At 59.2% G+C, this 25,458-nt stretch carries 24 protein-coding genes and 1 pseudogene; 12 read left to right on the forward strand and 13 right to left on the reverse strand.

What is annotated here, in order from left to right:
- Positions 1-2 precede the first annotated feature (2 nt).
- Positions 3-1,208 carry an MFS transporter gene (locus NMB39_RS14840; protein WP_198718982.1) on the reverse strand — a complete coding sequence of 402 codons (1,206 nt, stop codon included), beginning with the start codon at positions 1,206-1,208 and terminating at the stop codon, positions 3-5.
- A 141-nt stretch (positions 1,209-1,349) separates the two neighbouring features.
- On the opposite strand from NMB39_RS14840, the gene NMB39_RS14845 reads away from it, so the two are divergent.
- The gene (locus NMB39_RS14845; RefSeq protein ID WP_494340545.1) at positions 1,350-2,261 is read left to right on the forward strand and encodes a LysR family transcriptional regulator; all 912 of its coding nucleotides are present in this window, start codon (positions 1,350-1,352) and stop codon (positions 2,259-2,261) included.
- Positions 2,262-2,371: 110 nt separating this feature from the next.
- On the forward strand, positions 2,372-4,105 hold the full coding sequence (locus NMB39_RS14850) for a hydrogenase maturation protein (RefSeq protein ID WP_494340544.1): 1,734 nt from the start codon (positions 2,372-2,374) through the stop codon (positions 4,103-4,105).
- 45 nt (positions 4,106-4,150) lie between these two features.
- Here NMB39_RS14850 and NMB39_RS14855 read toward each other — a convergent pair whose 3' ends face one another.
- The 8 genes from NMB39_RS14855 to NMB39_RS14890 form a co-directional block, all read right to left on the reverse strand.
- Positions 4,151-5,443, reverse strand: coding sequence for an MFS transporter (locus tag NMB39_RS14855; RefSeq protein WP_198718979.1), 1,293 nt, complete (start codon positions 5,441-5,443; stop codon positions 4,151-4,153).
- Positions 5,444-6,342: 899 nt separating this feature from the next.
- Entirely contained in the window at positions 6,343-7,011 is a 669-nt protein-coding gene (gene phzG / locus NMB39_RS14860; RefSeq protein ID WP_198718978.1) for a phenazine biosynthesis FMN-dependent oxidase PhzG, read from the reverse strand.
- Complete coding sequence (locus NMB39_RS14865) at positions 7,008-7,844, reverse strand: PhzF family phenazine biosynthesis protein (protein WP_464005592.1); 837 nt, start codon at positions 7,842-7,844, stop codon at positions 7,008-7,010. Before NMB39_RS14865 ends, phzG begins: the two co-directional genes overlap by 4 nt.
- Before the next feature lie 2 nt (positions 7,845-7,846).
- Positions 7,847-9,736: an anthranilate synthase family protein gene (locus NMB39_RS14870; protein WP_494340589.1), complete on the reverse strand. Its 1,890-nt coding sequence runs from the start codon at positions 9,734-9,736 to the stop codon at positions 7,847-7,849.
- A 20-nt stretch (positions 9,737-9,756) separates the two neighbouring features.
- Positions 9,757-10,380 (reverse strand): isochorismatase family protein, encoded by a 624-nt coding sequence (locus NMB39_RS14875; RefSeq protein ID WP_057022305.1) that lies wholly within the window; start codon positions 10,378-10,380, stop codon positions 9,757-9,759.
- Positions 10,381-10,395: 15 nt separating this feature from the next.
- Complete coding sequence (locus NMB39_RS14880; protein ID WP_124356125.1) at positions 10,396-11,598, reverse strand: 3-deoxy-7-phosphoheptulonate synthase; 1,203 nt, start codon at positions 11,596-11,598, stop codon at positions 10,396-10,398.
- Positions 11,599-11,622: 24 nt separating this feature from the next.
- Positions 11,623-12,111 carry a PhzA/PhzB family protein gene (locus tag NMB39_RS14885; protein WP_043050171.1) on the reverse strand — a complete coding sequence of 163 codons (489 nt, stop codon included), beginning with the start codon at positions 12,109-12,111 and terminating at the stop codon, positions 11,623-11,625.
- A gap of 25 nt (positions 12,112-12,136) precedes the next feature.
- Positions 12,137-12,628, reverse strand: a complete 492-nt coding sequence (locus NMB39_RS14890) for a PhzA/PhzB family protein (RefSeq protein WP_057022307.1) — start codon at positions 12,626-12,628, stop codon at positions 12,137-12,139.
- A gap of 455 nt (positions 12,629-13,083) precedes the next feature.
- Between NMB39_RS14890 and NMB39_RS14895 the strand changes: the two genes are divergently transcribed.
- Positions 13,084-13,743, forward strand: a complete 660-nt coding sequence (locus tag NMB39_RS14895; protein WP_494343359.1) for an autoinducer binding domain-containing protein — start codon at positions 13,084-13,086, stop codon at positions 13,741-13,743.
- Between the two features lie 50 nt (positions 13,744-13,793).
- Here NMB39_RS14895 and NMB39_RS14900 read toward each other — a convergent pair whose 3' ends face one another.
- Positions 13,794-14,384, reverse strand: a complete 591-nt coding sequence (locus tag NMB39_RS14900; protein WP_057022309.1) for an acyl-homoserine-lactone synthase — start codon at positions 14,382-14,384, stop codon at positions 13,794-13,796.
- A gap of 275 nt (positions 14,385-14,659) precedes the next feature.
- Between NMB39_RS14900 and NMB39_RS14905 the strand changes: the two genes are divergently transcribed.
- Entirely contained in the window at positions 14,660-14,908 is a 249-nt protein-coding gene (locus tag NMB39_RS14905) for a CsbD family protein (protein WP_046068153.1), read from the forward strand.
- A gap of 59 nt (positions 14,909-14,967) precedes the next feature.
- Here the strand turns inward: NMB39_RS14905 and NMB39_RS14910 are convergent, their stop codons facing one another.
- Entirely contained in the window at positions 14,968-15,600 is a 633-nt protein-coding gene (locus NMB39_RS14910; protein ID WP_057022310.1) for a LysE family translocator, read from the reverse strand.
- 474 nt (positions 15,601-16,074) lie between these two features.
- Between NMB39_RS14910 and NMB39_RS14915 the strand changes: the two genes are divergently transcribed.
- The 6 genes and pseudogenes from NMB39_RS14915 (at position 16,075) to NMB39_RS14940 (ending at position 21,502) form a co-directional block, all read left to right on the forward strand.
- Positions 16,075-17,442: an epoxide hydrolase family protein gene (locus tag NMB39_RS14915; RefSeq protein ID WP_057022311.1), complete on the forward strand. Its 1,368-nt coding sequence runs from the start codon at positions 16,075-16,077 to the stop codon at positions 17,440-17,442.
- Positions 17,443-17,504: 62 nt separating this feature from the next.
- On the forward strand, positions 17,505-18,578 hold the full coding sequence (locus tag NMB39_RS14920; protein WP_494340543.1) for an alpha/beta fold hydrolase: 1,074 nt from the start codon (positions 17,505-17,507) through the stop codon (positions 18,576-18,578).
- A 24-nt stretch (positions 18,579-18,602) separates the two neighbouring features.
- Complete coding sequence (locus tag NMB39_RS14925; protein WP_198721118.1) at positions 18,603-19,112, forward strand: cytochrome P460 family protein; 510 nt, start codon at positions 18,603-18,605, stop codon at positions 19,110-19,112.
- 24 nt (positions 19,113-19,136) lie between these two features.
- Positions 19,137-19,913, forward strand: a complete 777-nt coding sequence (locus tag NMB39_RS14930; protein ID WP_024075434.1) for an alpha/beta fold hydrolase — start codon at positions 19,137-19,139, stop codon at positions 19,911-19,913.
- A gap of 6 nt (positions 19,914-19,919) precedes the next feature.
- Positions 19,920-20,066 (forward strand): annotated as a pseudogene (locus NMB39_RS14935) (creatininase family protein); the annotation flags it as partial.
- Positions 20,067-20,083: 17 nt separating this feature from the next.
- The gene (locus NMB39_RS14940; RefSeq protein WP_198721120.1) at positions 20,084-21,502 is read left to right on the forward strand and encodes an aldehyde dehydrogenase family protein; all 1,419 of its coding nucleotides are present in this window, start codon (positions 20,084-20,086) and stop codon (positions 21,500-21,502) included.
- Between the two features lie 99 nt (positions 21,503-21,601).
- Here the strand turns inward: NMB39_RS14940 and NMB39_RS14945 are convergent, their stop codons facing one another.
- Complete coding sequence (locus NMB39_RS14945; protein WP_494340542.1) at positions 21,602-22,813, reverse strand: cytochrome c biogenesis protein DipZ; 1,212 nt, start codon at positions 22,811-22,813, stop codon at positions 21,602-21,604.
- Positions 22,814-22,843: 30 nt separating this feature from the next.
- Positions 22,844-23,104, reverse strand: a complete 261-nt coding sequence (locus NMB39_RS14950; RefSeq protein WP_057022317.1) for a DUF2790 domain-containing protein — start codon at positions 23,102-23,104, stop codon at positions 22,844-22,846.
- Between the two features lie 304 nt (positions 23,105-23,408).
- Between NMB39_RS14950 and NMB39_RS14955 the strand changes: the two genes are divergently transcribed.
- Positions 23,409-24,149, forward strand: coding sequence for a response regulator (locus NMB39_RS14955; protein WP_124377939.1), 741 nt, complete (start codon positions 23,409-23,411; stop codon positions 24,147-24,149).
- Positions 24,146-25,453 carry an ATP-binding protein gene (locus tag NMB39_RS14960; RefSeq protein WP_494340541.1) on the forward strand — a complete coding sequence of 436 codons (1,308 nt, stop codon included), beginning with the start codon at positions 24,146-24,148 and terminating at the stop codon, positions 25,451-25,453. Before NMB39_RS14955 ends, NMB39_RS14960 begins: the two co-directional genes overlap by 4 nt.
- Positions 25,454-25,458 lie beyond the last annotated feature (5 nt).

Genomic DNA, 25,458 nt, shown 5'->3' on the forward strand with positions numbered 1-25,458 from the left:
CCTCATTTGAGCGGTTCAAGGTTCCTATCACTGGCAATGCGACCGCCCAGCCAGTAGAACAACCCACCGGCGACGATGAACAGCATCAGCATGTAGAAAATATACTGCGCCGGTTGCGTCGCCAGCACGAGGCCGCATAGCACCGGCCCGAGCGCGGCGCCGATGTTGCCCAGGTTCTGCGCCGCGTAGTACATGCCCCGCAGGTGGTTCGGCGCAATGCTGTCGATGAACATGTATTCGGCTGGGAAGACGATGATTTCACCGAGGGTGAAGATTGCCATGGCAATCACCCACACCACCAGTGTGGTCGAGAGGGCAAAGCCGCTCAGCCCAACGATAAACAGGCTCAGCCCTGCCGCCAGCCAGGCGTTCAGATGCCGACGGGAAATACGCTTGCCGAGGCTGTATTGCAGGCTGATCACCATCAGGGCGTTGGTTGCCACCACGGTGCTGATGATCCGGTAGGTAGTTCCAGGCGTGGTGGTCACCACCAGGTACTGCGAGAGGTAAGCGGTGAACTGGCCGAACACTACCGCACTCAATAAACCACCGAGCGTAAAGCACACCAGGCGGTAATCACGCAGCAATACCTTGCCGACCGCCAGGAACGGCGTGGGTGGTTGGCCCGTTTCCACAGTCGCCAGGTTTTTGTCGCCCCATACGCAGTAGATCAGGAAGTAGCCGGCCCCAAGCCCCGCCGACAGCAGGAACGGCAGGCTGATGTCCAGGCTGGCCACCCCAGCGCCGAGAAATGGCCCGATGGCATAGCCGATATTGGTCAGGGTGTACTTGATCGAAAACGCTTCGCTGCGCTGATCGACGGGGAGCAGGCTGCCGAATCCGGACTTGACCGCGATATCAATCACCGCATACGCCAGGTTGACCAGTACCAGGCACAGGTAGAACAGCCACAGCTGGGACGCGCCGTACGCGCCAAGAAAAGCCAGGGTGAATACTGCGCAGCAGGTGAGGATCAGCGGGTAACTGTGCATGCGGTCCACCAGGAACCCGCCGTACAGGCTCAATAAAGAGCCGATGATCAGCGTACTGCCGATGACCAGGCCGATGTCGGCAATGCCCAGGTCAAAGTTGCTCGACAAGTAGATCACCAGATAGGGCAGGGTGACTGCCCGGGCGAGGGTCAATACCAATGAAGCGCACAGCAGCAGGTTGAGGGTAGCGGGGTAGGTTTTAAGCGTGGCGAGCATTCGAGCCTCATCGTCCATTGACCAAGTGCAAGCGCCATGAGCCGCTTGTATGGGTAGACATAGCTTACTGATGCTGTGAATTCTGATTTAGGATGCTTTTTCCAACGACTCAGGAAATGAATTCATGAATAAGGACCATCTATGTTTGCCTCCGAACGTTTGAAGGGCATTGACGTGTTTGTCTGCGTTGCGCAATACGGCAGCTTCACCGCGGCCGCCGAAAACATGGCCCTGACCGCGTCTGCCGTGAGTAAATCCATTGCCAGGCTGGAAAAACGCCTGGGCGCCCGACTGTTCCAGCGTACGACGCGTGTATTGGCATTGACCGATGCGGGCATCGCGTTCCTGCGTACCTGCACCGGGGTGCTGGCTGACCTGGAAGAAGCCGAGCTGTCCTTGCAAGCGGAAAATACCGAGCCGCGTGGACGAGTGCGCATTGACCTGCCAGGCACATTCGGTCGCACCCAGGTGCTGCCATTCCTTGTTCCATGGATGCAGGCACATCCGCTGCTGGTGCCGCACCTGACCTTCTGTGATGGCCTGGTCGACCCGTTCCGGGAAGGCGCCGACATCGTCGTGCACATCGGCAATGCGGATGAGTGGCCGCAGACGCTAGGGCACAAGGTGCTCGCCCATGAATGGCATGTCTTGTGTGCCGCCCCGGCGTACCTGGCCCGGCATGGCACACCGGTGTCGGAGCACGACCTCGCCCACCATCAGTGCATCGCCTATGGCTGGGCGGATGGGCGTATCAGCCCGTGGCGCTACACCGGCGAACAGGGCATGACGCTGCACAAGCATGCTGCGCCGCAGTGGGTGGTGGGTAACGGTGAAGGGTTGCTGATGGCCGCGTTGGCTGGCTGCGGTATCGTCCAGTTGCCGACGTGGCTGGCCAAGCAACAGTTGCACGACGGAACATTGGTCCAGGTCTTGCCGCAATTGGCGACAGCAGGGTTTGAGATCAGCCTGGCCTGGGTCAAGAGCCGCCAGGCGCAGCCCAAGGTTCGCGTGGTGCTCGATGCGTTGATCGCCGGGCTGGGCACGCAAGATTGATCCTGATCAGGTGACCGTACCGGCGAGCGCTATAATCTTGTGATTCCATCAAAGGCCAGGGACGGCTCAAGGAGTGTCTCTGGCCGCGCATTCTCAAGGAAGAGTCAGCCATGCGGTCATTGAAGATCCTCTTGTTATCATCGGCGTTCAACGGTTTGACCCAGCGCGCCTGGCTGGACCTGCGCCAGGCGGGTCACGACCCCAGCGTGGTGGTGTTCACCGATGAAGCCTCGGTGTGCCGGCAGATCGAGGCTTCAGGCGCCGACCTGGTGATCTGCCCCTTTCTCAAGGACCGTGTGCCACAGCAGCTGTGGAGCCATGCGCAGCGCCCGGTAGTGATCATCCATCCGGGCATTGTCGGCGACCGTGGCGCCAGTGCACTGGATTGGGCCATCACCGGGCAGCTCAGCCGCTGGGGTGTCACAGCCCTGCAAGCGGTGGAGGAGATGGATGCCGGGCCGATCTGGTCCACCTGCGAATTCGACATGCCCACTGATGTGCGCAAATCCGAGCTGTACAACGGCCCGGTGAGTGACGCCGCGATGGTTTGCATCCGCGATGTGGTGCAAAAGTTTGCCAACGGTTTCGTCCCGGTGCCGCTCGACTACACACAACCCAACGTCATCGGGCGTTTGCAACCGAACATGACCCAGGCCGACCGCACCTTCAGTTGGTTCGATTGCGCAAGCTTCATCAAACGCAGCATCGACGCCGCCGATGGCCAGCCCGGCGTGCTGGCAAGCCTTGAGGGCGGGCAGTATTACCTGTACGACGCACACCTGGATTCACGCCAGGGTACGCCGGGAGCAATCCTCGCGGTACAGGACGACGCCGTGCTGGTGGCGGCCGGCGACCGCAGCCTGTGGATCGGTTCGCTCAAACGCAAAGCCCAGCCAGGGGAGGAGACCTTCAAGCTGCCGGCACGGCACGTCCTGGCTGAGCAGTTGGCCGGCGTGCCGGTGCTCGATAGCTCCATCGCCCACCAGGCGTTTAATGCGCTGGTCTATCAACCGATTCGCTACCGCGAAGTCGGACACGTCGGCGAACTGACGTTCGAGTTCTATAACGGCGCCATGAGCACCGAACAATGCCAACGCCTGGTGGCTGCATTGCGCTGGGCCAAGGCGCGAGATACCCAGGTGTTGCTGATCAAGGGCGGGCGCGGCAGTTTTTCCAATGGCGTTCATCTCAACGTCATCCAGGCCGACAAAGTGCCGGGGCTGGAAGCTTGGGCCAACATCCAGGCCATCGACGATGTGTGCCTGGAGCTTCTAACAGCCAGGCAACTGGTAATCAGTGGCCTGACCGGCAGCGCTGGCGCAGGCGGCGTGATGCTGGCGCTGGCCGCTGATGTTGTATTGGCCCGTGAGGGTGTCGTGCTCAACCCGCATTACAAAACCATGGGTCTTTATGGCTCCGAATACTGGACCTACAGCCTGCCACGGGCCGTCGGCAGTGAAATCGCGCATAAACTCACCGAAGAATGCCTGCCCATCAGTGCCCTCCAAGCCCAGCACTACGGAATGATCCAAGGCATCGGACCGCGTTGCCCAGACGCATTCGGCCTGTGGCTCATGCAGCAGGCCAGCAGTGCGTTGACCGATGAGAAATGCCTTCAAGCACGTGCCCGTAAAGCCGCGATGGATATTCAGCAGGTTAAGCGCTGTCGCGAACATGAGCTGGCACAAATGCAGATGGATATGGTGCATGACCGTCAACAGTTTGCGCAAAAGTGCCAGGACTTCGTGCTTAAGCGTAAAACTTGCCAGAGCCCGCAGCGGTTGATGGCGCCGTGGGCGTTGAGCCCACAGCCGACAGTACAAGAGAAGCAGGAAAGCGCATAAGCGCGAATCACCCCAGCCGCACGGGCCAGGGCGATTGGGCGTGGTTCAGGACTGGGAGTGGGTGGGCTCGCCACTCAGCGCATCGACCATGGGCGGATGATCCTGCGCCGCCTGGCGCAGATCTTCGGTCACGCGCAATTCAGCACCGGTCGGCGAGAACGTTGCCGCAGCGGCAAAAGGTGCGGGATTGGCCGGAGCGGCGCGTTTGTTACGGCGCCATAAGAAAAAGGTGACCATGCACAGGTTGACCAGTGCGAATACCCAGAACAGCCCATTTGCGCCGAACGAATTCATCAGCGGTGAGATCATCATCGGACTGATTGCCGAGCCCAACGAGTTGATCAGCAGCAAGCCCTGGATCATCGGTACCAGCGCTTCGGCAGGGGCGCGGTCGGCGGCATGGCTGACGGCAACCGGGTAAAGCGCAAACACCGCGCCGCCGAGCAGGAACAGCAGCACGGCCAGCATCAGCGACGACAACGGCAGCAATACAATCACCAGCGACAAGACCGTGCAGGCCATCGCCAGAATTGTCAGCACCTGCAAACGATCCCTGTGGTCGGACCAGCGCCCGACTGGATATTGCAGGAGCATGGCGCCGAGGATTGTCCAGGCCATCATGCTGCCAACTTCGCCGACGTCCAGGCCGGCGCGTTGCAGGTACAGCGGCAGCAAGGTGTAAATCGCCGCAATGGTGACCCCCGAGCCAAAACACCCGATCAGCCCGGTCGGCGTCACGCCCAGCAGTTGCCGTGGCTTGAGGGGTTCAACCTGATCCAGCAGCGGCGACACCCGTGGCAGGATCACAATAGGCAGCACCGACAACGAAGCGAGCATGCCGGCCACCATGAACGGCGCGCTTTCGCTCAGGCCGGTGATCTTGCCCAGTGCTGCCTGGCCCAGCACGCCCGCGCCATACAGCACGATCATATACAGCGCGAGCAAGCGCCCACGGATCTTCGCGTCGCCGGCCAGCAACAGCCAGCTCTCGATCACCAGGAACACCCCGACCGTGGCCCAGCCGTTGATCAGACGCAGCGCGAACCAGCCCCACGTGTCGTAGAACAATCCTTGCAGCAGGATGGTCACCGCGATCAACGAGGCAAAGCTGCCGTAGGCGCGGATATGACCGATGCGCAGAATCAATCGATCATTAAAGACGGCGCCCAGCGTCAGGCCAATGAAGTACGCCGATGAAACGATACCGATCATGGTGGCCGAGGCACCGGCTGCGTCCAGCCGAAGGGTGGTCAGGGATGAAAGAAAGCCGTTGCCCAGAGCAACAATGAACAGCCCGAGCAGGGGCGCCAGCGCCATGGCCAGCAAACGCGGAGACATAAAGACCTCTAGAATCGAACAGCGAAACAGGCACAGGCGTGCATGCGATTGCCAAACCGAAGTGTGTTGTGCAAATGAGGGTGGTTGAGTCGGACACACATCGACGAATGTGTGGCCAGCCATTCAGGTACGCGTTGCTGAAGCCTGCAGTCATCAAGTCCCGACGACTGCAAGCGAGCGCGCGATTCTAAGGCTTGTGTGGGATTTTCCAAGAGCTGGCTGCTGCGACGTTAGGACGCAGGTAGCGGGCACAGGTATCTATACAACCTTTGGGTACGGCGCGGACACTGTGGGAGGGGGCTTGCCCCCGATGGCGGTGGCTCAGTTATTGATGCATTCACTGGCACGCCCTCATCGGGGCATGGGTATCTACACAACCTCTGGTACGCCGTCGGACACTGTGGGAGGGGGCTTGCCCCCGATGGCGGCCTGACAGCCGACCAGAATGTTGGATCAGACCGAGTACATATCCGTTATTTGGGCAACGGCCACTATTGGTTCCGCTTTTACAGCGGGTCACTTTGAAAAGCGCAAAGTAACCAAACGCTCTTGCCACACCACTCGGCACCTCGCTCAGGCTCGGTGTGCCCGTAATCCGCCATGGATTTGGGAGGCCGCCGCCACGCGCCCTCCATGGCGCGGGGCGGCTAAACCGGCATCCCTGCCGGTTTACCCCCCAAATCCCTGTCGAATTCCGGCCAGCGTGGTTTAACGGGGCGCCTGAGATCAACAGCAGATCAAGAGCAAGATCAAGAGCGGCTCGCTTCGCATCGTAGTTACTGTTGGCGACTGCAAAGTTGTGTAGATACCTATGCTCATCGGGTGCAGGCCCCTCCCACCTTTGACCGAGATGTGTCACGGAGAAGGTTTTGTGAAAGGCCGGCTATTTCCGATGCTACTCAGGGCTGCAAACGCCGCACCCTCCAGCCTGCATCGCTGCGGTCATAACGCAACCGCTCATGCAGGCGCTCCTGCCCATTTCCCCAGAACTCCAGCGATTCAAGTCGCAACTCGAACACGCAATATCCCTCGGGACGCGGCAGGGGACCCTGCAGGTCCGCCAGTTGCCTGGCGGCGTTGCGCATGGCCTGCACGTCCTCCAGTTCTTCACTCTGGCGAGACACCGATGACATCGGGTGCGTGGCATAAGGGCGCTTGAGCCACGCATCATCAGCCTTGGCGTCTGGCAAGCGTACGGCCTGGCCATTGAGGATGATTTGCTGACTGGTTTCGCGCCAATACAGCACACCCGAAGCCCATGGGTTGTGGCTCAGTTCACGGCCTTTCTGGCTGCCGGCATGGGTGCTGAACACCACGCCGGCGTCACTGATCTCGCTGATCACCACGATCCGCGTAGAGGGCCGGCCCTGGCTGTCGGCGGTGGCCAGCGCCAGCGCCCTGGGCTCGCGGATGCCCACGCGGCGCGCACGCTCCAGCCAATTGTGCAGCACGCTCATGGGATCGGCGGGCAGTGTCTGATATTCGGGGAAGGGCGCATCCAATGTGCCGGTGAGGGATTCCGACATGCCTTTACCCAACAGCGGCTTGCCTTGTATTGAGCCGTTCATAGCACAATGGTCCCCCGTCCAAATGTGACGCCATTACCTGATACCTCGACTCGCGTCAGTTGCTCGGCGCAGCCCTCAGCTTTGGCGAACATCAGTGAGGGGCGGCCGATTTCCACACCCTGTAAAATCTCCACTGGCTGGCCAAACTCAATCTGGCCATGGCGCGCCAGATGAATCGCCAATGGCCCGGCGGCGGAGCCTGTGGCCGCATCCTCCACAACGCCGTAGGCCGGTGAGAACATGCGGCTGCGCCAACGCCGTCCTGCGCCGGCAAAACAGTTGATCGCCATGTCATGGAAGTTGGACAGTGCACGGTGGTCGGGATGCAGGGCCGATAATGCTTCAATGCTCGGCAGGCCGACAAACACATGGCGCGGGCCGTTGTGATAGATCTCGATGGGAAAGGTCGAGTTACTGATGCCCAAGGCCTTGAGCAGTTCGGCGTCGCGGCCCAGGGCCGTCCAGGTCGGGATCGGCTGGTCCATGCTGGCGGCGATGACGCTGCCGTTCTGGCGCTCCAGTTCAAAGGCGATGGTGCCCATCTGGGTTTCCAGATACAGCCGGTGGTTGTCGGTATGTGCTCCCAGGGCAATCGCCGTACCCAGCAACGGGTGCCCGGCAAAAGGGAGTTCGTTGACCGGTGTGAAAATCCGGATCAGCGCATCTCCACCGTTGCGCGGCTTGAGCACAAAGGTGGTCTCCGAGAGGTTCATTTCTCGGGCGATGCGTTGCATTTGCGCGGGCGGTAAATCATCGGCGTCAAAGAACACCGCGACCGGATTGCCTTCCAGCGGGACGCTGGCAAAGGCGTCGATAATGACGTAGTTGTGCATGCTTATCTCCCGGCGGCCGAAACGCTGCTGTCGACAGGTGTGTGGATGAGGGCGTGTCGCAGCAGGTCGGCGATGATGCGCGGGCCTTCCTGGGTCAAAAGCGACTCGGCATGAAACTGCATGGAGGCAAACGCCGGCCCACGCAGGGCATGTACCTCGCCGGTCTCGCTGTCGCGACTGATTTCAACGGTGCCGATGCCGTCGATGTCCAGGCGGTCACTGGAGCTGCGCGCCGCGAACGTGTTGTAGAAACCCACTCGTTCGGCGTTGCCGAACAGGTCGATCTGTTTTTGCACGCCCTGGTTGGGAATGGCCTTGCGTTGCAACTCCAGGCCCAGGCACAGGCTCAACACCTGGTGACTCAGGCACACCGCGAGGAATGGCCGCTGCTGGCTAAGCAGGGAACGGATGGCCAGGTGCAGATGGTCGATTTTCGGCAGTTGCACATCGCTCGGGTTGCCAGGGCCAGGGCCCATGATCACCAGGTCGTAACCGTCGAAACTGTACTCGTCACTGAAACTGCGCACCGTCACCACCAGCCCGAGAGCCCGCAGCTGTTTGGCGATCATCGAGGTGAACGTGTCTTCGGCGTCGACGATCAGCACCTGGCGGCCACTGAAGTCGGCCTGGGTCTGTTGCCGTTGCTGGCTGTTCATCAGCCAGAAATCCGAGACGTAGGCATTGCGGCTGGCCAATGCCGCGCGCACCTGCAGGTGGTCGCCGAAGCGCGAGGTCGCCTGGTTTTTCAGCGCGGCGATCAGGCCCGCAGCCTTGGCCCGGCTTTCGGCGGCTTCGGTCATCGGTTCGGAGTGCCGCACGATGGTCGAACCCACGCTGATCCGAACCTGCCCGCAGTTATCGATGTCGGCGGTGCGAATCAGGATCGCCGAGTCCAGGGAACGTCCGCCCTTGCCATCGCTGCCAATCAGCGCGGCCATGCCGCTGTAGTACGCCCTGCCTTGCGGCTCATAGCGCTGGATCACCCGGCAGGCGCTTTCCAGCGGGCTGCCGGTGACCGTCGGGGCGAACAGGGTTTCGTGGAGGATTTCGCGCACATCGCGGCGGGTCTTGCCTTCGATGAAGTACTCGGTGTGCGCCAGATGGGTCATTTCCTTGAGGTAGGGGCCGAGGACGTGTCCGCCGTCTTCACAAATACGCGCCATCATTTTCAGTTCTTCATCGACCACCATATACAGCTCATCGGCCTCCTTGCGGTCGGCCAGGAAGTCCATGACCTCCGTCAGGCTGGGGCCGGCGGGAGGGTAGCGGTAAGTGCCGCTGATGGGGTTCATCACCGCGAGCCCGTCCTTGACGCTGATGTGGCGCTCGGGGGACGCACCGACGAAGGTGCGGTTGCCGGTGTGAATGATGAATGTCCAATAGACGCCTTTCTCCCGTTCCAGCAGATGACGAAAGAACGACAGCGCACTGGCCGGCTGGTACTCGCTGATCTCCGCCAGGAAAGTGCGCTTGATCACGAAGTTGGCACCTTCCCCGGAGCCGATTTCGTTGGCGATCACCTGGCTGACGATCTCGGCATAGCTGGCGTCGCTGAGGTCGAAGCGTTCGTTATTCAACTGGATCGGCACGTTGGGCAGTAACGCCAGCATCTGCTCGATGCTGATGGTTTGCTGCTCGGTAATGTTCATCGCCAGCAGCGGCGACTGATCGTCCACCGCCGCAAAGCCCCGTTCGGCAATTTGGCAGTAGGGAATCAGCGTCAGTACATCCAGGCGAGGGGCGCCGATCGAGGGGGCGGGCAAGTCGATATCGGCCAGGACCTGCGGCTGCGACATCTCGCCAATCAGCACATTCAGCAGCCCGGGGCCGCTGGATTCCGGGCGATACAAGAGGGCAAAGGGTTCGGGCACCGGTTGCAGGATGCGTTCCATGAGGCGGGCGGCGGCTTGGCTCATAGCACCACCTCATCGGTGGTGATGACCATGGCGCAACGGCTGGCGGCGTATTCCATGGCCATCCAGTGGTGCTCCTTGCTGAAGTCGGCAATGGCGTCGGCAACGAGAAAGGGTTGGATATCGTTGGAGTACGCATCCACGCTGGAAATCAATACCCCGACATGGGCATACACCCCACACAGGATCAGCTGATCGCGCCCGCTGGCGTGCAGGCGTTGCAACAAGTCGGAGTTGAAGAACGCACTGTAGCGCCACTTGGTCAGCAGCCAGTCACCGGGCTGGGGGGTGAGGGCGTCGACGACCTCACGGTCGGTCGGGCTGGCCTTCATGCCCGGGCCCCAGAAGTCCTTGAGCAGCCCGCGTTGTTCCTCGTTCATGCTGCCCGGCTGGGCGGTGTAGGCCACTGGCACGCCGTTGTCGGCAGCCCACTGGCGAATGCGTGCGGCATTGCCCACCACTTCGTCACGTAAGGCATCCGGCAAGGGCCGCAGGAAGTAGCGCTGCATGTCATGCACCAACAGTACGGCGCGTTCGGGGTCGATGTGCCATTGCGCGAGGTTGGCGGGCAGGTCGCGGGAGGTAGGCAGGACATAAGGGACGATCGATGGAATGCCGGTCATGGCGACAAACTCCAGTCAAAGGGAAACAAAAGAGGGAGGAGGGCAGGCTTTCCAGGCCATCACCGCAGTAATGGCTTGCCAGGGGTTCAGGCGCGGGTCGCACAGGCTTTTGTAGTGGCTGGCAACCTGGCTCAGGCCGGCGGCATCGGAGGCGCACTCGCTGACGTCATCGGGAGTGGTTTCCAGATGTAGACCGCCGGCCACGCCACCGGCCGAGATCACGGCATGTTTGAAGGCGGTGATTTCGTCGGTGATGGTCTGCACCATGCGAGTCTTATTGCCGCAGGGCGCGACGATGGTATTGCCGTGCATCGGGTCGCTGAGCCAGATGATCTTGTGGCCGGCACGGCGCACCGCTTCAACCAGCGGTGGCAGGCGGTCGGCGACCTTGTGGGCGCCCATGCGGGCAATCAGGGTCAGCCGGCCGGGCTCATGCCTGGGGTCCAGGCGCTCGCACAGGCTCAGTAACTGATCCTGGGTGATATCCGGGCCGACCTTGCAGGCCACCGGGTTGAGCACTTCGCTGAGCAGCGCTACGTGAGCGCCCGTCAACTGACGGGTACGCTCGCCAATCCACGGCCAATGGGTAGAGCCAAGGAATGTCCGGCCCTGTTCGTCCTGGCGCACTTGCGGCAGTTCGTAGTCGAGCACCAGCATCTCGTGACTGGTCCAGGCAGGGGAGCCGGTGAGCTGCTCCTGGCCGGACGGTGCCTTCCATCCCAGGTGTTGCATGATGTCCTGAGCGGCGCGATAGCCTCGTACCAAGCGTTGCGCATCATGCTGGCGATGGCCGGGGACCGCCTCACGACCGTTGACCATATCGCCGCGGTACACCGGCAACTCAACATCGCCGATGCGTTCGCTGTGGTTGGAGCGAGGCTTGGCAAACTGCCCAGCAATTCGCCCCACCCGCACCACCGGTTGCTGGGTGACCAGCCTGAACGTCCCGGCCAGCATATCCAGCAGCGCGGCTTTGCGGGTCACATGGTCGGCAGCGCTTTCATCCATGTCCTCGGCGCAGTCGCCGCACTGGATGATCATCGCTTCGCCAGCCGCGACCCTGGCCAGGGTCGCGCGCAACACCAGGATATCTTCAACGCGAATCAGTGACGCGCTGTCCCTGAGATAGGCCTGCGCGTCATGCAATTGTGAGGGTTCGCTCCATTGAGGCTGCTGCAACGCTTCACACTTCAGAACCCGTTTCAGTAAGTCTTCCATGATGCGATCGCTCTCCCAAAAGGATCAGGCAGGAATGCCTTCACGCTTGATGTGCGGCACTGGAATACCCAAGGCGCGCAATTGTTGAAAGACATTCATGAATTCGCGATTGCGTTTTACTTTGCCGTCTTGCAGCTCGAAGGAGTGCAAGAAGTGGTTCTCGTAATAACCTTCCGGGTAACCAGGAAAGAGAATCTTGCCGTGGCCATCACACTCGACCCAGATATGGTTGGGGTCATCGGTTTCAAATACCTTGACGTTGTACCATTCCCAATCCGGGAAGCACTTGAGTGACCAAACAGCATGTTCGGCCAACTTAGCTTTGCCACTGATTACAATCGGTGCACCCGTATCCGTGGTCCATAAACCGCCTGAACCGTCTTCGGTAAACAGTTCATGCCGGCGCAGGCGGTCCTGGCCTTTGGTGCGCATGTATTGTTCAACCGTAGCGCGGTTCTTGCGACGCAGTTCAGTATCGTCAGTGATGGGTTGTTGCACTGTGCTATCAGGCATGCTCAATCTCCAATGGATAAAGGACTTATGAGGCGGGGATACCTTCACGCTTGATTTTTGGCACCGGGATGCCCAAGGCGCGAAGTTGTTCAAAAGGGTTCATGAACTCACGGTTTTGCGTGATCTTGCCGTTGTCCAGCTCGAAGGAGTGGATGTAGTGGTTTTCGCAATAACCTTGCGGATAACCAGGAACTCGAGTGGTGCCGCGGCCGTCACTTTCCACCCAGAAGTGGTTGGGGTTGTCGGTTTCAAACACTCGGACGTTGTGCCATTGCCAGTCTGGGAAGCACTGCTGCAGCCATACTCCGAGCGCGGCCAGCTTAGCGTGGCCCTTAAAGACAAGGGGTTCACCGGTTTCGGTGTTCCAGGAGCCGCCACTGCCATCCGGCGTGAACAACTCATGGCGGCGCAGGCGGTCTTCGCCGTTGGTACGCATGTACTGATCAACAGTGGCGCGGTTTTTTCGGCGAAGTTCAAGATGGTCATTAAAGCCGCCAGATGAAAGCGAACCGGGCATGGGCAATGTTCTCCTTAGTTGACTGAAATTGCGGACAATCAATTAAATAATTAGTTAATTGCATGCGGCGAAATTGAATGCTTTTGAACTGTTTCGCATTGATCGTTTTGTGCGGTGTTGTTTATACACCTGCGTTTCTCGGGCTTGGAACTACCAGATCTTGTAGTGGCTCAGGGCGGGCGCGATCGGTCGGATGGAGTGTTGCATTATTATGAAGGGGCAGGCTCATTCGTCGGCTGAGAAACAGTGGCCTATGGCTAGTTAGTTGGGTTAGACATAAAAAACATGTCGCTAGTGCGAAGCAGTCTATGAGTGTTGATTTTGGGAGTTGACAGACGTTCAGGTTGGTTTAGTCTCACGACTCCCTTGGAGTGTTATAGGCGTTCAAAATGGAATTAGGACAGCTGTTGGGATGGGATGCTTATTTTTACAGTATCTTTGCAAAAGCCATGAACATGGAGGAGTTCACCGTTGTTGCATTGAGAGCCTTGCGTGAACTGCGGTTTGATTTTTTCGCCTATGGCATGTGCAGCGTGACGCCGTTCATGCGGCCCAAGACCTATATGTACGGCAACTATCCCGAGCACTGGCTACAACGCTATCAAGCCGCTAACTATGCGCTGATCGACCCCACGGTGAAACACAGCAAAATCTCGTCGGCCCCCATTTTATGGAGCAATGAGTTGTTCCGAAACTGCCCGGACCTGTGGTCAGAAGCCAACGACTCGAGTCTATGCCATGGCCTGGCCCAACCTTCGTTCAACACCCAGGGCAGGGTCGGGGTGTTAAGCCTGGCACGCAAGGACAATGCCATCAGCCTTCAGGAATTCGAAGCATTGAAGCCAGTGACCAAAGCGTTTGCGGCGGCGGCCCTGGAGAAGATTTCGGCGCTGGAGACTGATGTACGTGCGTTCAACACGGATGTGGAGTTCAGCGAGCGCGAATGTGATGTGTTGCGCTGGACCGCCGATGGCAAGACGTCGGAGGAAATTGGCGTGATCATGGGCGTGTGCACCGACACCGTGAACTACCATCACCGCAACATCCAACGCAAAATCGGCGCCAGCAACCGCGTACAGGCCGTGTCTTACGCCGTCGCGCTGGGCTATATCTGAGGTTCACCTGCTGCGCCGAGTCGCCCAAGAGGACGACTCGGCCGTTATTATCAAGCAGTCTCTTCCAATAACGCCTCAGACGTGAAGGCTGAAGGTAAGCGGGCGCCACGGTGGTGTTCGCGGTGAGCCGAAAGTTTGATGGCGAGAATTTTTTCGCCCTGATGCTCGATTACCGACCCCAGGCGTTCGTACTTGACCCCGTTGATCTTGTAATAGCGTTCCATCGTGCTGTTGACGATTCCGACGATGGCATCGGCACCCGCCAGGCTGGCGGTCTTGAGGGTTTTCCAGAACAAAGGCATGGCCAGTTGCGGTTCGCGGGTGGTGAAGCGTGTCATTTCCCAAATGGCGGGATGCCTGGGTGGTGTGCCTTCGCAGGCATGGCTGAACACACCCTCCAGCAGGTTGGGGAATGTAGTGGGTATCAGCCGGGCGCAGCCGACGATTGAACGATGCTCGTTGAACGCCAGGAGGTAGCGGGCGTGCTCGTTGTCGTATTGATCCCATTCATAACCGGCCTGGTGCGGCGGGATGGGCAATCGCCATCCTAGTTTTTCGACGAATTGTTCATGCCGAAAGCGACCCAGCATGAGTTTAAGCTCGTCGTCCATTGCGCTCAGCGTGTGCTCTTCCATGTGCATGGCAGGGTGTTCCTTGGGGGAGGGGGAAGTGCGGTTTTTTATAGAGGACTTGTGGAGGGTTAGCGACTACAAGATCTTGTAGGGCGGGCTGGTGTGGTCGGCGGGGCTGGAGTGCAAACGAGACGCGAGGACTTCGAGCAGGAATCCAGCGGCCACCTCACGAGCCTCAACAACTTTGAACTTATGCTAACGCCCATCCCCCTAACGCTGTGCAGCTAGCGCCTGGCTCAGGTTGAACCTGAGCTAACTAATTACGAGCAAAGGTTTGGTGATTTATGAAGAGTGAACAAGTCGAAGGTGTTGCAGAAAAGGTTGCTGGAAAGACACAGAGCGTCGTCGGGAAGCTGTTTGGTGATTCCAAGCTGGAAGCAGAAGGCGCTGGTCGTCAAGCGGCTGGTCAGTTGACCCAGACCTACGGCGACGTACTGGACGGCGTATCTACGTTTGTTAAAGAAAAACCAGTTGCTGCAATCGCGATTGGTGCAGTAGCGCTGCTGGTTCTAGATCGTCTCTTTCGCCGCTGAATCATAGAGGAAGGGGCGTTCCGTCAGGGACGCTCCCTCGCTTTCGCAGACGTACACACTTAAGTTTTTCTGGCTGTGGCCAGTAAGGCGGCTGCGCAGAGCATCATTGCGCCCGTTATGCGATTGATGATCGACAATCTCCGTTTCGAAGGGTGCAGAGATCGAATGATGCTTCCAGCAAGAGCCCAGCCTATAGCGGCGATAAACTCGACGGCAATGTAGATTGCACTCAAAACGACGAACTGGGCAGTGAAGGAATCGCCAGCACCAGAAACAATGAATTGGGGAACAAAAGCAGTGAAGAGCAAGATTGCTTTGGGGTTGGTCATGGCTGTCATGAACTCCCTGCGGGCCAAGGAGTAGGCATCGACAGGTTGGAATAAGCCAGAAGCCCCATCTTTGTGACAATCATGGCCTATCAGCATTCTCACGCCGAGATAGGCGAGGTAAAGCACACCTGCCCATTTAAGAATCTGGAAAGCGAGTTCAGACGCCTCTAGCAATGCGCCCAAACCGATAATCACCATTGCGATCATCAGTGCAAAGGCCGTACATCGACCTGAAAGACCGACCACTGTAGGCAGCAAGCCCTGGCTGCTGCCGTTTGCGAATGCAAGCAGGTTGTTGGCGCCTGGTGAGACGGCAACGATTGCTGCTGCGGGAAGAAATAGAAGGATTTGGGCTAGGGTCATGGTTGTAACCTCGGCATCGACAATAATTGATTCTAGCCAGCGCTTGAATAGCCTCAACTGTAAGGGGCGTCAGATAAGTGCAATTGCATAAATATGAAGTTGAGCTGGGTATCTGCCCGTTCCTTGGGTAGTCAAGCCGCCTGGCAATCGATGCAGTCTCGATGCCCTTTGCCGGGCTTGATGGGCTGAAAAGCCTTATATTTTCCACGTCCCCGAAAAGCCAATGCCCCGACAAGTCGGGGCATTGGCTTTCTAATGAGCGAGTGGTCGGTTTGTATCGTTGTGTATCTGCGCGTTGGATAGATACACAGCGATTCTTTTAAGTCGGTTGATGACACATACGGGATACCTGCGGGGCTTTAAATGAACCCATCGAGAAGGCGCAAACCTTCTCCAATGGATGACTCATTTAACTCGCGGCTATCTCTGCGCGTTTCGCAACGTTGTCGACCAATGACTTATAGGAAATTCAAAATGCCTGCAGCTACGTTCGGTTTCACCTGGCGCCATAGTCTGGCTTCTTCCGTGAGAATGGGCGTTTTGGGGTTGGCCCTGATAGCCGGCAGCGGTGGAGCCTGGGCTGCTGGCCCGGCCGCCGATGCGTCAGTTGCCAGCTCGGCCTCGACCAATCCCGAATCGATTCGACCGTATCGAATTCACGTCGATGAAGCTCAATTGACCGATCTGAAAAAGCGCATTGCGGCGACCCGCTGGCCGGACAAAGAGACCGTCAATGACGTTTCCCAAGGCGTGCAGTTGGCCCAGGTCCAGGCGCTGGTGAAGTATTGGGGCAGCGGCTATGACTGGCGCAAGGCCGAAGCTAAGCTCAATGCGCTGCCTGAATTCATCACGACTATTGACGGTGTCGATATTCAATTCATCCATGTTCGCTCGCGAAACCCCAACGCGATGCCGCTGCTTCTGACACACGGATGGCCTGGCTCACAGTTCGAGTTCCTGAAGACTATCGGCCCGCTGACGGATCCCGTTGCTTACGGCGGTAAGGTTGAAGATTCGTTCGACGTGATCATTCCATCGATTCCGGGACACGGTTTTTCCGGTAAGCCAACTGAATTGGGCTGGGGGCCGGATCGAGTCGCGAAGGCTTGGGATGTGCTCATCAAGCGTCTGGGTTATACCCACTATGTTTCCCAGGGCGGAGATCACGGTTCGGTGATATCGGATGCATTGGGACGCCTGAATCCGCCGGGTCTGTTGGGCATCCACTTGAACATGCCGGCCACCATCCCGCCCGAATTGGTCAAGCCGATCAATAGTGGTGACCCGGCCCCTGTCGGGCTCACTGAGCCTGAACGCAAGGCGTTTGATTCCTTGAGCACCTTCTTCGGCCGCAATGCAGCATACGGCGCGATGATGGTTACGCGCCCGCAGACTATCGGTTACCTGCTGGCCGATTCGCCTACCGGTACTGCGGCGTGGATGTACGAAAAAATCGCCGCGTGGACGGACAGCGATGGTCAGCCTGAACGGGTATTGACCCGTGACGAGATGCTGGACGATATCAGCCTGTACTGGCTGACGAATGCAGGCGCATCGTCATCGCGTTTCTACTGGGAAAACAACAACAACAATTTCAGCGCTGCCGCGCAGAACACCGCAAGCATCAAGGTGCCGGTGGCGATCACGGTATTCCCGCACGAGATCTATCAGGCGCCAAAAAGCTGGGCGCAACGCGCTTACCCATCACTTTCCTACTACAGCCAGGTTAACAAGGGCGGCCACTTCGCTTCCTGGGAGCAACCTCAATTGTTCAGCGAAGAGTTGCGGGAGGCCTTCCGGCCGCTGCGCGCCAAGCTGAGCGCAACGAAGACAGCCCAGTAGCTCACACGCCATCGAGTCAACACACCGGGCCGCTATTCGGCGGCTCGCTACGGAGAAACACCATGGAGATGACCTTGCTGAACAACCAAAATAAATCCAGCCGCCTGCGGGGTCTTGCCCCATCGCTGTTGGCAGCAGCGGTGCTGCAATTCGCAGCGGTGGCTGGCGGTTTTTCCCAAGCCAGCGCGGCTGATGTACCCGCGTCCACCATTGGGGCGATCACGCCGGGAGCTCACACCTCTCTCGGTGCTCTTAAGCATGTGAAAGCGGGGCTGCTGGACGTTTCTTACGCGGAACTCGGCCCAGCCGATGGCCCTGTGGTCATTTTGTTGCACGGCTGGCCCTACGATATCAACGCATACGCTGATGTCGCTCCTGCTTTGGCGGACAAGGGATATCGAGTGTTGATCCCTTCTGCGCGTGGTTATGGCGATACGCATTTTCTCTCGGCCAAGACAGTTCGCAATGGTCAACCTGCTGCGCTGGCAAGCGACCTGATCGACTTCATGGACGCGCTGAAGATCAAGACGGCGGTGCTGGGTGGGTTTGACTGGGGCGCCCGCACTGCAGATATCGTTGCCGCACTGTGGCCGGAAAGAGTCAAAGCCCTGGTCGCTGTGAGCGGTTACCTGATAGGCAGCCAAGAGGCGGGCAAGGCGCCATTGCCGCCAGCCGCCGAACTGCAGTGGTGGTACCAGTTCTACTTCGCGACCGAGCGCGGGCGCCTGGGCTACGAGAAAAACACCCATGACTTCGCCAAGCTCATCTGGAAGCTGGCGTCGCCACAGTGGAATTTCGACGACGCCACTTATGAGCGCAGCGCGGCGTCCTTGCAAAACCCTGATCACGTGGCCGTGTCGATTTTCAACTATCGCTGGCGCCTGGGGCTGGTCAAGGGCGAGGCCAGATACGACGCGCTGGAGAAGAAACTCGCGGCATTTCCATCCATCAGCGTGCCCACCATCACCCTGGAAGGTGATGCGAACGGCGCACCGCACCCACCTGCCGAAGCGTACGCCAAGCGCTTCGCTGGCAAGTATGAGTACCGATTGATCACCGGTGGTGTTGGGCACAACTTGCCGCAGGAAGCGCCGAAAGCCTTCGCCCAGGCGGTGATCGACGCCGATCATCTTTGAAAACCGGATGAGAGGATGGCGATGATGAAGCTGAAATTTCTTGCCGCGATGTCGGCTGCCATTGCAATCGCAGCGTTGACCGCTACCGGTGTTGCCTCGGGCGACGCCAGCACTGGCAACGCCTCACCGATCTATGGCGTGAAATTGCCTGAAAACTACCGCCTATGGCCGCTGATTGCGCCGGCGCAGGAAGCAGCACCCCTGAATGAACTGCGAGCCGTGCTGGGCAATGACTTGGCCATCAAGGCTTATCAGGACTCAACGCTGCCATTCCCCGATGGCACGGTGCTGGTAAAGCTGGCCTGGAAACATGTGCAGTCCCCGGAATTCGAGCCGGCGTCCATCCCGGGGCCGGCCACGACCGTGCAGGTGATGGTCAAGGACTCGAAAAAATATGCAGCAACCGGTGGTTGGGGATTCGGGCGGTTTATCAACGGTAAACCGGCCGATGAAGCCCAACACGAAACCTGCTTCGCCTGTCACCAGGCGCGAGTGCGTAATCACGACTTTGTGTTCACTCGCTTCGCTCCCTGATTCCCGTCAAACCTGGAGTTAACAATGAAAAAAGTATTAACCGCACTAGCCGTCGCCGTCAGCCTGAGCATGGCGACACACGCCTGGTCGCAAACTGAAAAACCCACGATTGTGCTCGTGCATGGCGCCTTTGCCGATGCGTCGAGTTGGAATGGCGTCGTGAAGATTCTCGAGAAGGATGGTTACCCGGTGGTTGCCGCTGCCAACCCATTGCGCGGTGTAAAGAGCGATGGTTCGGCAATCTCGGCATTGCTGACGAGCATTCATTCGCCGGTGGTGTTGGTCGGCCATTCCTATGGCGGCAACGTTATCAGTGATGCGGCCAACGATCATGTCAACGTCAAAGCCCTGGTTTACGTCAGTGCGTTTGCACCTGAGGCCGGGGAAACCGTCGCCGGGCTGGCCGGCAAATTCCCGGGCAGCACGCTGGGCCCAACGCTGGCTGCGCCTGTACCGCTGGCCGATGGGGGCAAGGATTTGTACATCCAGCAGGACAAATTTCACAACCAGTTTGCCGCTGACGTCCCCGCGAAAGAGGCGGCATTGATGGCCGCCACCCAACGTCCGGTAACGGAAGCGGCGCTCAACGAAGCGTCCGGCAGCCCCGCCTGGAAACATATTCCGTCCTGGTACATCTACGGCGACAAGGACAAGAACATTCCCCCGCAAGCCATGGCATTCATGGCCAAGCGCGCCGCTGCCAAAGCCGTGGAAGTGGTCAAGGGCGCTTCACATGTCGTGATGGTTTCGAACCCGGAACCGGTCGCCCGCCTGATCGAAAAAGCCGCCACGGCGAAGTAACACGCTGAGGGTATCAATGATCTGGCGAAGGACCAGTTCCCGACAGGACACGGCACTCATGCAACGCCTTGGGAAATTGCCGTGACTTAGCGGGCCTATCCGCACGCTATCAAGTCGGTTGACTACTCGCCACAGATCGTCAACTGGGGCCCATAATCAGGTACGCCACGATGTGGAAGATTAATCACAGTTACATTGATGGAGCATTCGTTCCCGTTCGGGGCAATGAAACGGTGCAATGCATCAATCCAGCTACCGAGGAGGTCATCGGTACGCTCACCCTGGCTGATCGTGAAGATGCCAGGCGCGCTATCGCGGCGGCTTCGCGTGCTCAAGTCGCGATGGGCCGCACCTCCAAGGCCGAGCGTATCGACATGCTCGAGCAGTTGCAGGCTGCCGTGCTGGCGAGCACGAATGAAATTCGCGATACCGCCATCCAAGAGTACGGTGCGCCGTTTGCCCGTGCGCAATGGGTCAGTCGCTACGCTTCGCAGTCATTTACCAATGCGGCGCAGGTGTTGAAACATTTCGACCTGAGTCGTTCGGTCGGTGACGCTACCGTGGTGATGGAGCCGGTCGGAGTCGCGGCGCTGTTTGCCCCCTGGAACAGCACCGCCGGGACGATATGCAGCAAACTGGCATCGGCCATTGCGGCTGGCTGTGCCTCGGTCATCAAACCGAGCGAGTTGAGCCCGTTGCAGACCACCGTACTCGCCCAAGCGTTGCATCGCGCAGAGTTGCCCAAAGGGGTTTTCAATATTCTGTTGGGGCGCGGCAGTGATGTGGGTGACGAAATCAGCGCCAGCCCACTCATCGCGAAAATTTCATTCACCGGGTCCACCGCCACCGGAAAGCTCATTGCACGCGCCGGAATCGAGACCATGAAGCGAGTGAGTCTGTCGCTCACGGGGAAGTCGGCCTCTATCATCCTGGATGACGCCGATCTCGACATCGCCATTCCCCTGGCTCTGAATGCGGCGTTCATGAACAACGGTCAGGCATGTGTCGCCGGCACACGTCTGCTGGTGCCACGCACGCACGCCGAGGACATTATCAACCGCGTCAAAAGCCTGGTTGGGGCGATGGTCGTCGGCAATCCGCAGGATCCGGCCACTGCCCTCGGGCCGCTGGTCAATCGCGCCCAATTCGACCGCGTACAAGCTTTCATCCGCCGCGGGCAGGCGCAAGGCGCGACGTTGATTATCGGCGGGGAGGGCAGACCGACCGGTTTGGATAAGGGCTATTTCGTCAGGCCTACGGTCTTTGCCGACGTCAGCAGTGACATGGACATCGCGCAAGAGGAGATTTTCGGCCCGGTGCTATCGATCATTGCGTATGACTCGCAAGAACAAGCGATCGCTATTGCCAATGCCAGTATCTACGGCTTGCAAGCTTATGTGTTTTCCCGGCAACCGGAACGTGCCCAACGCCTGGCGAACCAGCTGCAGGCCGGCTCGGTGTTGATCAACAGAATTTCGCCAGAGCTGCTGGCGCCGTTCGGCGGGGTAAAGCAGTCCGGTGTCGGCCGGGAGTTTGGAGTCTTTGGGCTGGAAGCGTTTCTTGAGGCCAAAAGCATCGTGTCCGATTAACCTGGGGTGAGCGGGAGATTGTGGTCGCGCAACCCAGGCCGCAGGAGAAAAAGCTAATGGCCCACGGCGCATTGCCTGTGGGCCATTGTTTTTTAAGGGTTAAGCGGCTGCAGCTTTCGCCTCCTGCAGCAGTTGCTGAATCATCTTTTCCTGCGTCTTGTAGCCACCTTCTCCGAAGTGGGTGAAACGCACCTGCCCTTTGGCGTCGATCAGGTAGTGCGCGGGCCAGTACTGGTTATCGAAGTTGCGCCAGATCGCGTAGTTGTTATCGATGGCCACCGGGTAAGTAATGCCGAGCTTTTTCACCTCATCCCTGACATTGCTGATGATGCGTTCAAAGCCGTATTCCGGAGTGTGGACGCCGATTACCACCAAGCCATCCTTCTCGTACTTCTGCGCCCAGTCCTTCACATACGGCAGGGCGTGCTGGCAATTGATGCAGTCGTAAGTCCAGAAATCGACGAGCACCACTTTGCCTCTGAGCGACTCACTGGTCAGTGCGGGCGAATTGAGCCATTCCACCGCGCCGGACAGCGACGGCATCGGGCCTTGGGCGTTGTCGAGGGTGGGTTCGGCCTTGGCCTTGCTTACCAGGTATTCGACAACTTTGGGGACGCTTTCCAATACGCCTTTTTCCAGCACGCTGACGCCTTCGGACGACGCCCCGGCCAACAGCGACTTGTCGGCACCGGTAGAAATCATCAGCGCTGCGGCCAGGACCGCAAAACCGGTGGCGCGACGCAGCCAGCCGCTGACCGGAATCGAGGCCTTCAGGCGATTGACTAAACCGCGCCCGGCGAAAATCAGCGTACCCAACGACAGTGCACTGCCCAGGCCGTAGGCTGCCAGCAGCAGGCTGGTTTGCGCATTGGCGCCTTGCAGCATGGCGCCGGTAAGGATCACCCCGAGGATAGGCCCGGCGCACGGTGCCCAGAGCAGGCCGGTAGCGACGCCGATCATCAGCGAACCCAGTGGCCCGGACATTCTGCGCGTCTGGGGGTCGAGGCGATTGCCCAGTAACACGAACGGGCTGGCCAGCCAGCCACTGATTCGCGCCGAAATCAGCGACAAGGCAAACAGCGCCATCACCACCAGTGCCACATGACGCCCGGTGTTGTTGGCCTGAATCACCCATTCACTGCTGACCACGGCCAGACTGGAAATCAGCGCGAAGGTCAGGACCATGCCGCCAAGGGTAAGCAGGATCGATGAGCGTGTGCGGTTGATACCGGCGAACAGAAATGGCACGACCGGCAGGATACAAGGGCTGAGGACGGTCAATAAGCCGCCCAGGAATGCGATGAGGAACATAAGGGTCACCTGATGAAATGTGGGCCGAACTCAGTTATCGCTGTGGCAATCGGCAAATTTGCGGTAGTTCAGGGTCTCGGTCTTGCCCTGCGAATTCAGGTAGGTCAGTTGGGCATCGACAATGCCGCAGGAAGCCCCGGCATCCTGTGTCATTGCCACCACTTTCTGGATGTCCAGGTGCGTGCCGTAGGTGTAGGTTTGCGGCGTGACGTCAGCTTCGGCGCGGGCCGAGAAGGTGCAGATATTCAGGGCGGCAAACAGGCAAGTGGCATAGAGGGTATTGGTGTTCATGGTCGTCTTCTCAAGGCTTCAATGGTTGGGTGGTTCAGTTGAGCCGAGGCGCTTGGGTTGGCCTCGATGTGGCTCATTAGAAGCCCGTGAGGTATCTCGTCTGTGTCAAAAACAGCCGCGGATAACTCGGTTCGTATCAGGACCCGGTCCTGATACACGGCCATACAAACCCCCGGAAATTGTTGTTTTTGCCTCTGCGTGTATCCTTCGCCAGAGCAGATACACTGCAATACAAACCGCCGCGGGCGAACGGACTCAGTCTCTATAGACTGAGCCGCAATTCCCATTGACAGAGGCTTGGCCCATGGAACACGTTGATCACATTCTCATCGTGGACGATGACCGTGAGATTCGAGAGATGGTAGGCAACTACCTGAAAAAGAACGGCCTGCGCACTACCGTGGTTGCGGATGGCCGCCAGATGCGCTCGTTTCTCGAGACCACGCCAGTGGACCTGATCGTGCTGGACATCATGATGCCCGGCGACGATGGCCTGGTGCTCTGCCGCGACATTCGCGCCGGTAAACACAAGGCCACGCCGGTGCTGATGCTGACCGCCCGCAACGACGAAACCGATCGCATCATCGGCTTGGAAATGGGCGCCGACGATTACCTGGTCAAGCCGTTCGCCGCCCGTGAATTGCTGGCGCGCATCAACGCTGTGCTGCGCCGTACGCGCATGCTGCCGCCCAACCTGGTCGTTACCGAAACCGGAAGGTTGCTGGAGTTCGGGCGCTGGCGCCTGGACACATCCGCCCGTCATCTGCTTGATGAAGACGGCACCATGGTCGCCCTCAGCGGCGCTGAATATCGCCTGCTGCGGGTGTTCCTCGACCATCCGCAACGGGTACTCAATCGCGACCAGTTGCTCAACCTGACCCAGGGCCGTGACGCAGACCTGTTCGACCGTTCCATTGATCTGCTGGTCAGCCGCCTGCGCCAACGCCTGCTTGACGATGCCCGCGAGCCGGCTTACATCAAAACCGTGCGCAGCGAGGGGTATGTCTTCTCGCTGCCGGTGCAAGTGCTTGGAGCACCGGCATGAAGCCTTCGCTGCATTGGCCTCGTACCCTCGTCTCGCGGCTGTCGCTGATCTTTCTGGTAGGGCTGACCCTGGCGCAGGCCTTGTCCTTCGGCGTGCAGTATTACGAGCGTTACGAAACCGCGAAAAACACCATGCTCGGTAATCTGGAAACCGATGTGTCGACGTCCATTGCCATCCTTGACCGCTTGCCCGCCGAGGAACGCATGGGTTGGTTGAAACAACTGGATCGACGCAATTACCGCTACTTGCTCGATGAAGGCTCGCCAGGCGCCGCCCTGCGTGACACGCCGATTGCAGTGACCTCGATCAAGGAGGCCATCGGCAAGGATTACCCGATGACCGTGACAGACATTCCCGGGCCTATCAAACACTTCCAGGTCCATCTGAAACTGGCCGACGGCAGCCCAGTGACCATCGACGTGCGCCCCTCAATGGTGCCGTTGTCGCCGTGGCTGCCGGTGGTTTTGCTGGGCCAGTTGGCCTTGATGATTCTGTGCGCGTGGCTGGCCGTGCGCATTGCCATACGCCCGCTGACCCGCCTGGCCCAGGCCGTGGAAAACCTCGATCCCAATACTCACCCGGTGCATCTGGATGAACAAGGCCCGACCGAAGTCGCACACGCGGCCATCGCCTTCAACGCCATGCAGGCGCGCATTGCGGCCTATCTGAAAGAGCGCATGCAACTGCTGGCGGCGATTTCCCACGACCTGCAAACCCCGATCACGCGTATGAAGCTGCGTGCCGAATTGATGGACGACTGCGGCGACAAAGACAAATTGTGGAATGACCTCGGCGAGATGGAGCATCTGGTGCGTGAAGGCGTTGCCTATGCCCGCAGCGTGCATGGTGCCACCGAAGAAAGCCGCCGTACCGATCTTGATTCATTCCTCGACAGCCTCGTGTTCGACTACCAGGACATGGGCAAGGACGTGCAGCTCAGCGGCAAAAGCGCCGCAGTGATTCACACGCGGCCCCACGCGCTGCGCCGAGTGCTGGTAAACCTCACGGATAACGCGCTCAAATTCGCCGGTGCAGCGCAGCTGCGGGTCGAATCGAAGGACGGCGACAGCCTCTCGGTGACCGTGATGGATCGTGGTCCCGGCATTGCCGAAGAGGAGCTGGCCCGTGTGATTGAGCCATTTTACCGCGTGGAAAATTCGCGCAACCGCAGCACCGGCGGCACGGGCCTGGGCCTGGCTATCGCCCAGCAACTGGCACAAGCCCTCGGCGGCACCCTGACCTTGAGAAATCGCGAAGGCGGCGGACTGTGCGCAGAACTGAGATTACCGACGCGCTTATCGTAGGAGCA

The organism is Pseudomonas sp. FBCC-B545 (assembly GCF_059134095.1).

Coding starts and splice junctions, on each gene's coding strand:
- NMB39_RS14945 (WP_494340542.1), bottom strand. CDS start 22,813: ATGTTCCTCATCGCATTCCTGGGCGGCTTATTGACCGTCCTCAGCCCT.
- NMB39_RS14855 (WP_198718979.1), bottom strand. CDS start 5,443: ATGTCTCCGCGTTTGCTGGCCATGGCGCTGGCGCCCCTGCTCGGGCTG.
- NMB39_RS14905 (WP_046068153.1), top strand. CDS start 14,660: ATGAAGAGTGAACAAGTCGAAGGTGTTGCAGAAAAGGTTGCTGGAAAG.
- phzG (WP_198718978.1), bottom strand. CDS start 7,011: ATGAACGGCTCAATACAAGGCAAGCCGCTGTTGGGTAAAGGCATGTCG.
- NMB39_RS14865 (WP_464005592.1), bottom strand. CDS start 7,844: ATGCACAACTACGTCATTATCGACGCCTTTGCCAGCGTCCCGCTGGAA.
- NMB39_RS14925 (WP_198721118.1), top strand. CDS start 18,603: ATGAAGCTGAAATTTCTTGCCGCGATGTCGGCTGCCATTGCAATCGCA.
- NMB39_RS14875 (WP_057022305.1), bottom strand. CDS start 10,380: ATGACCGGCATTCCATCGATCGTCCCTTATGTCCTGCCTACCTCCCGC.
- NMB39_RS14950 (WP_057022317.1), bottom strand. CDS start 23,104: ATGAACACCAATACCCTCTATGCCACTTGCCTGTTTGCCGCCCTGAAT.
- NMB39_RS14885 (WP_043050171.1), bottom strand. CDS start 12,111: ATGCCTGATAGCACAGTGCAACAACCCATCACTGACGATACTGAACTG.
- NMB39_RS14915 (WP_057022311.1), top strand. CDS start 16,075: ATGCCTGCAGCTACGTTCGGTTTCACCTGGCGCCATAGTCTGGCTTCT.
- NMB39_RS14955 (WP_124377939.1), top strand. CDS start 23,409: ATGGAACACGTTGATCACATTCTCATCGTGGACGATGACCGTGAGATT.
- NMB39_RS14910 (WP_057022310.1), bottom strand. CDS start 15,600: ATGACCCTAGCCCAAATCCTTCTATTTCTTCCCGCAGCAGCAATCGTT.
- NMB39_RS14880 (WP_124356125.1), bottom strand. CDS start 11,598: ATGGAAGACTTACTGAAACGGGTTCTGAAGTGTGAAGCGTTGCAGCAG.
- NMB39_RS14930 (WP_024075434.1), top strand. CDS start 19,137: ATGAAAAAAGTATTAACCGCACTAGCCGTCGCCGTCAGCCTGAGCATG.
- NMB39_RS14890 (WP_057022307.1), bottom strand. CDS start 12,628: ATGCCCGGTTCGCTTTCATCTGGCGGCTTTAATGACCATCTTGAACTT.
- NMB39_RS14870 (WP_494340589.1), bottom strand. CDS start 9,736: ATGGAACGCATCCTGCAACCGGTGCCCGAACCCTTTGCCCTCTTGTAT.
- NMB39_RS14900 (WP_057022309.1), bottom strand. CDS start 14,384: ATGCACATGGAAGAGCACACGCTGAGCGCAATGGACGACGAGCTTAAA.
- NMB39_RS14960 (WP_494340541.1), top strand. CDS start 24,146: ATGAAGCCTTCGCTGCATTGGCCTCGTACCCTCGTCTCGCGGCTGTCG.
- NMB39_RS14895 (WP_494343359.1), top strand. CDS start 13,084: ATGGAGGAGTTCACCGTTGTTGCATTGAGAGCCTTGCGTGAACTGCGG.
- NMB39_RS14850 (WP_494340544.1), top strand. CDS start 2,372: ATGCGGTCATTGAAGATCCTCTTGTTATCATCGGCGTTCAACGGTTTG.
- NMB39_RS14845 (WP_494340545.1), top strand. CDS start 1,350: ATGTTTGCCTCCGAACGTTTGAAGGGCATTGACGTGTTTGTCTGCGTT.
- NMB39_RS14940 (WP_198721120.1), top strand. CDS start 20,084: ATGTGGAAGATTAATCACAGTTACATTGATGGAGCATTCGTTCCCGTT.
- NMB39_RS14920 (WP_494340543.1), top strand. CDS start 17,505: ATGGAGATGACCTTGCTGAACAACCAAAATAAATCCAGCCGCCTGCGG.
- NMB39_RS14840 (WP_198718982.1), bottom strand. CDS start 1,208: ATGCTCGCCACGCTTAAAACCTACCCCGCTACCCTCAACCTGCTGCTG.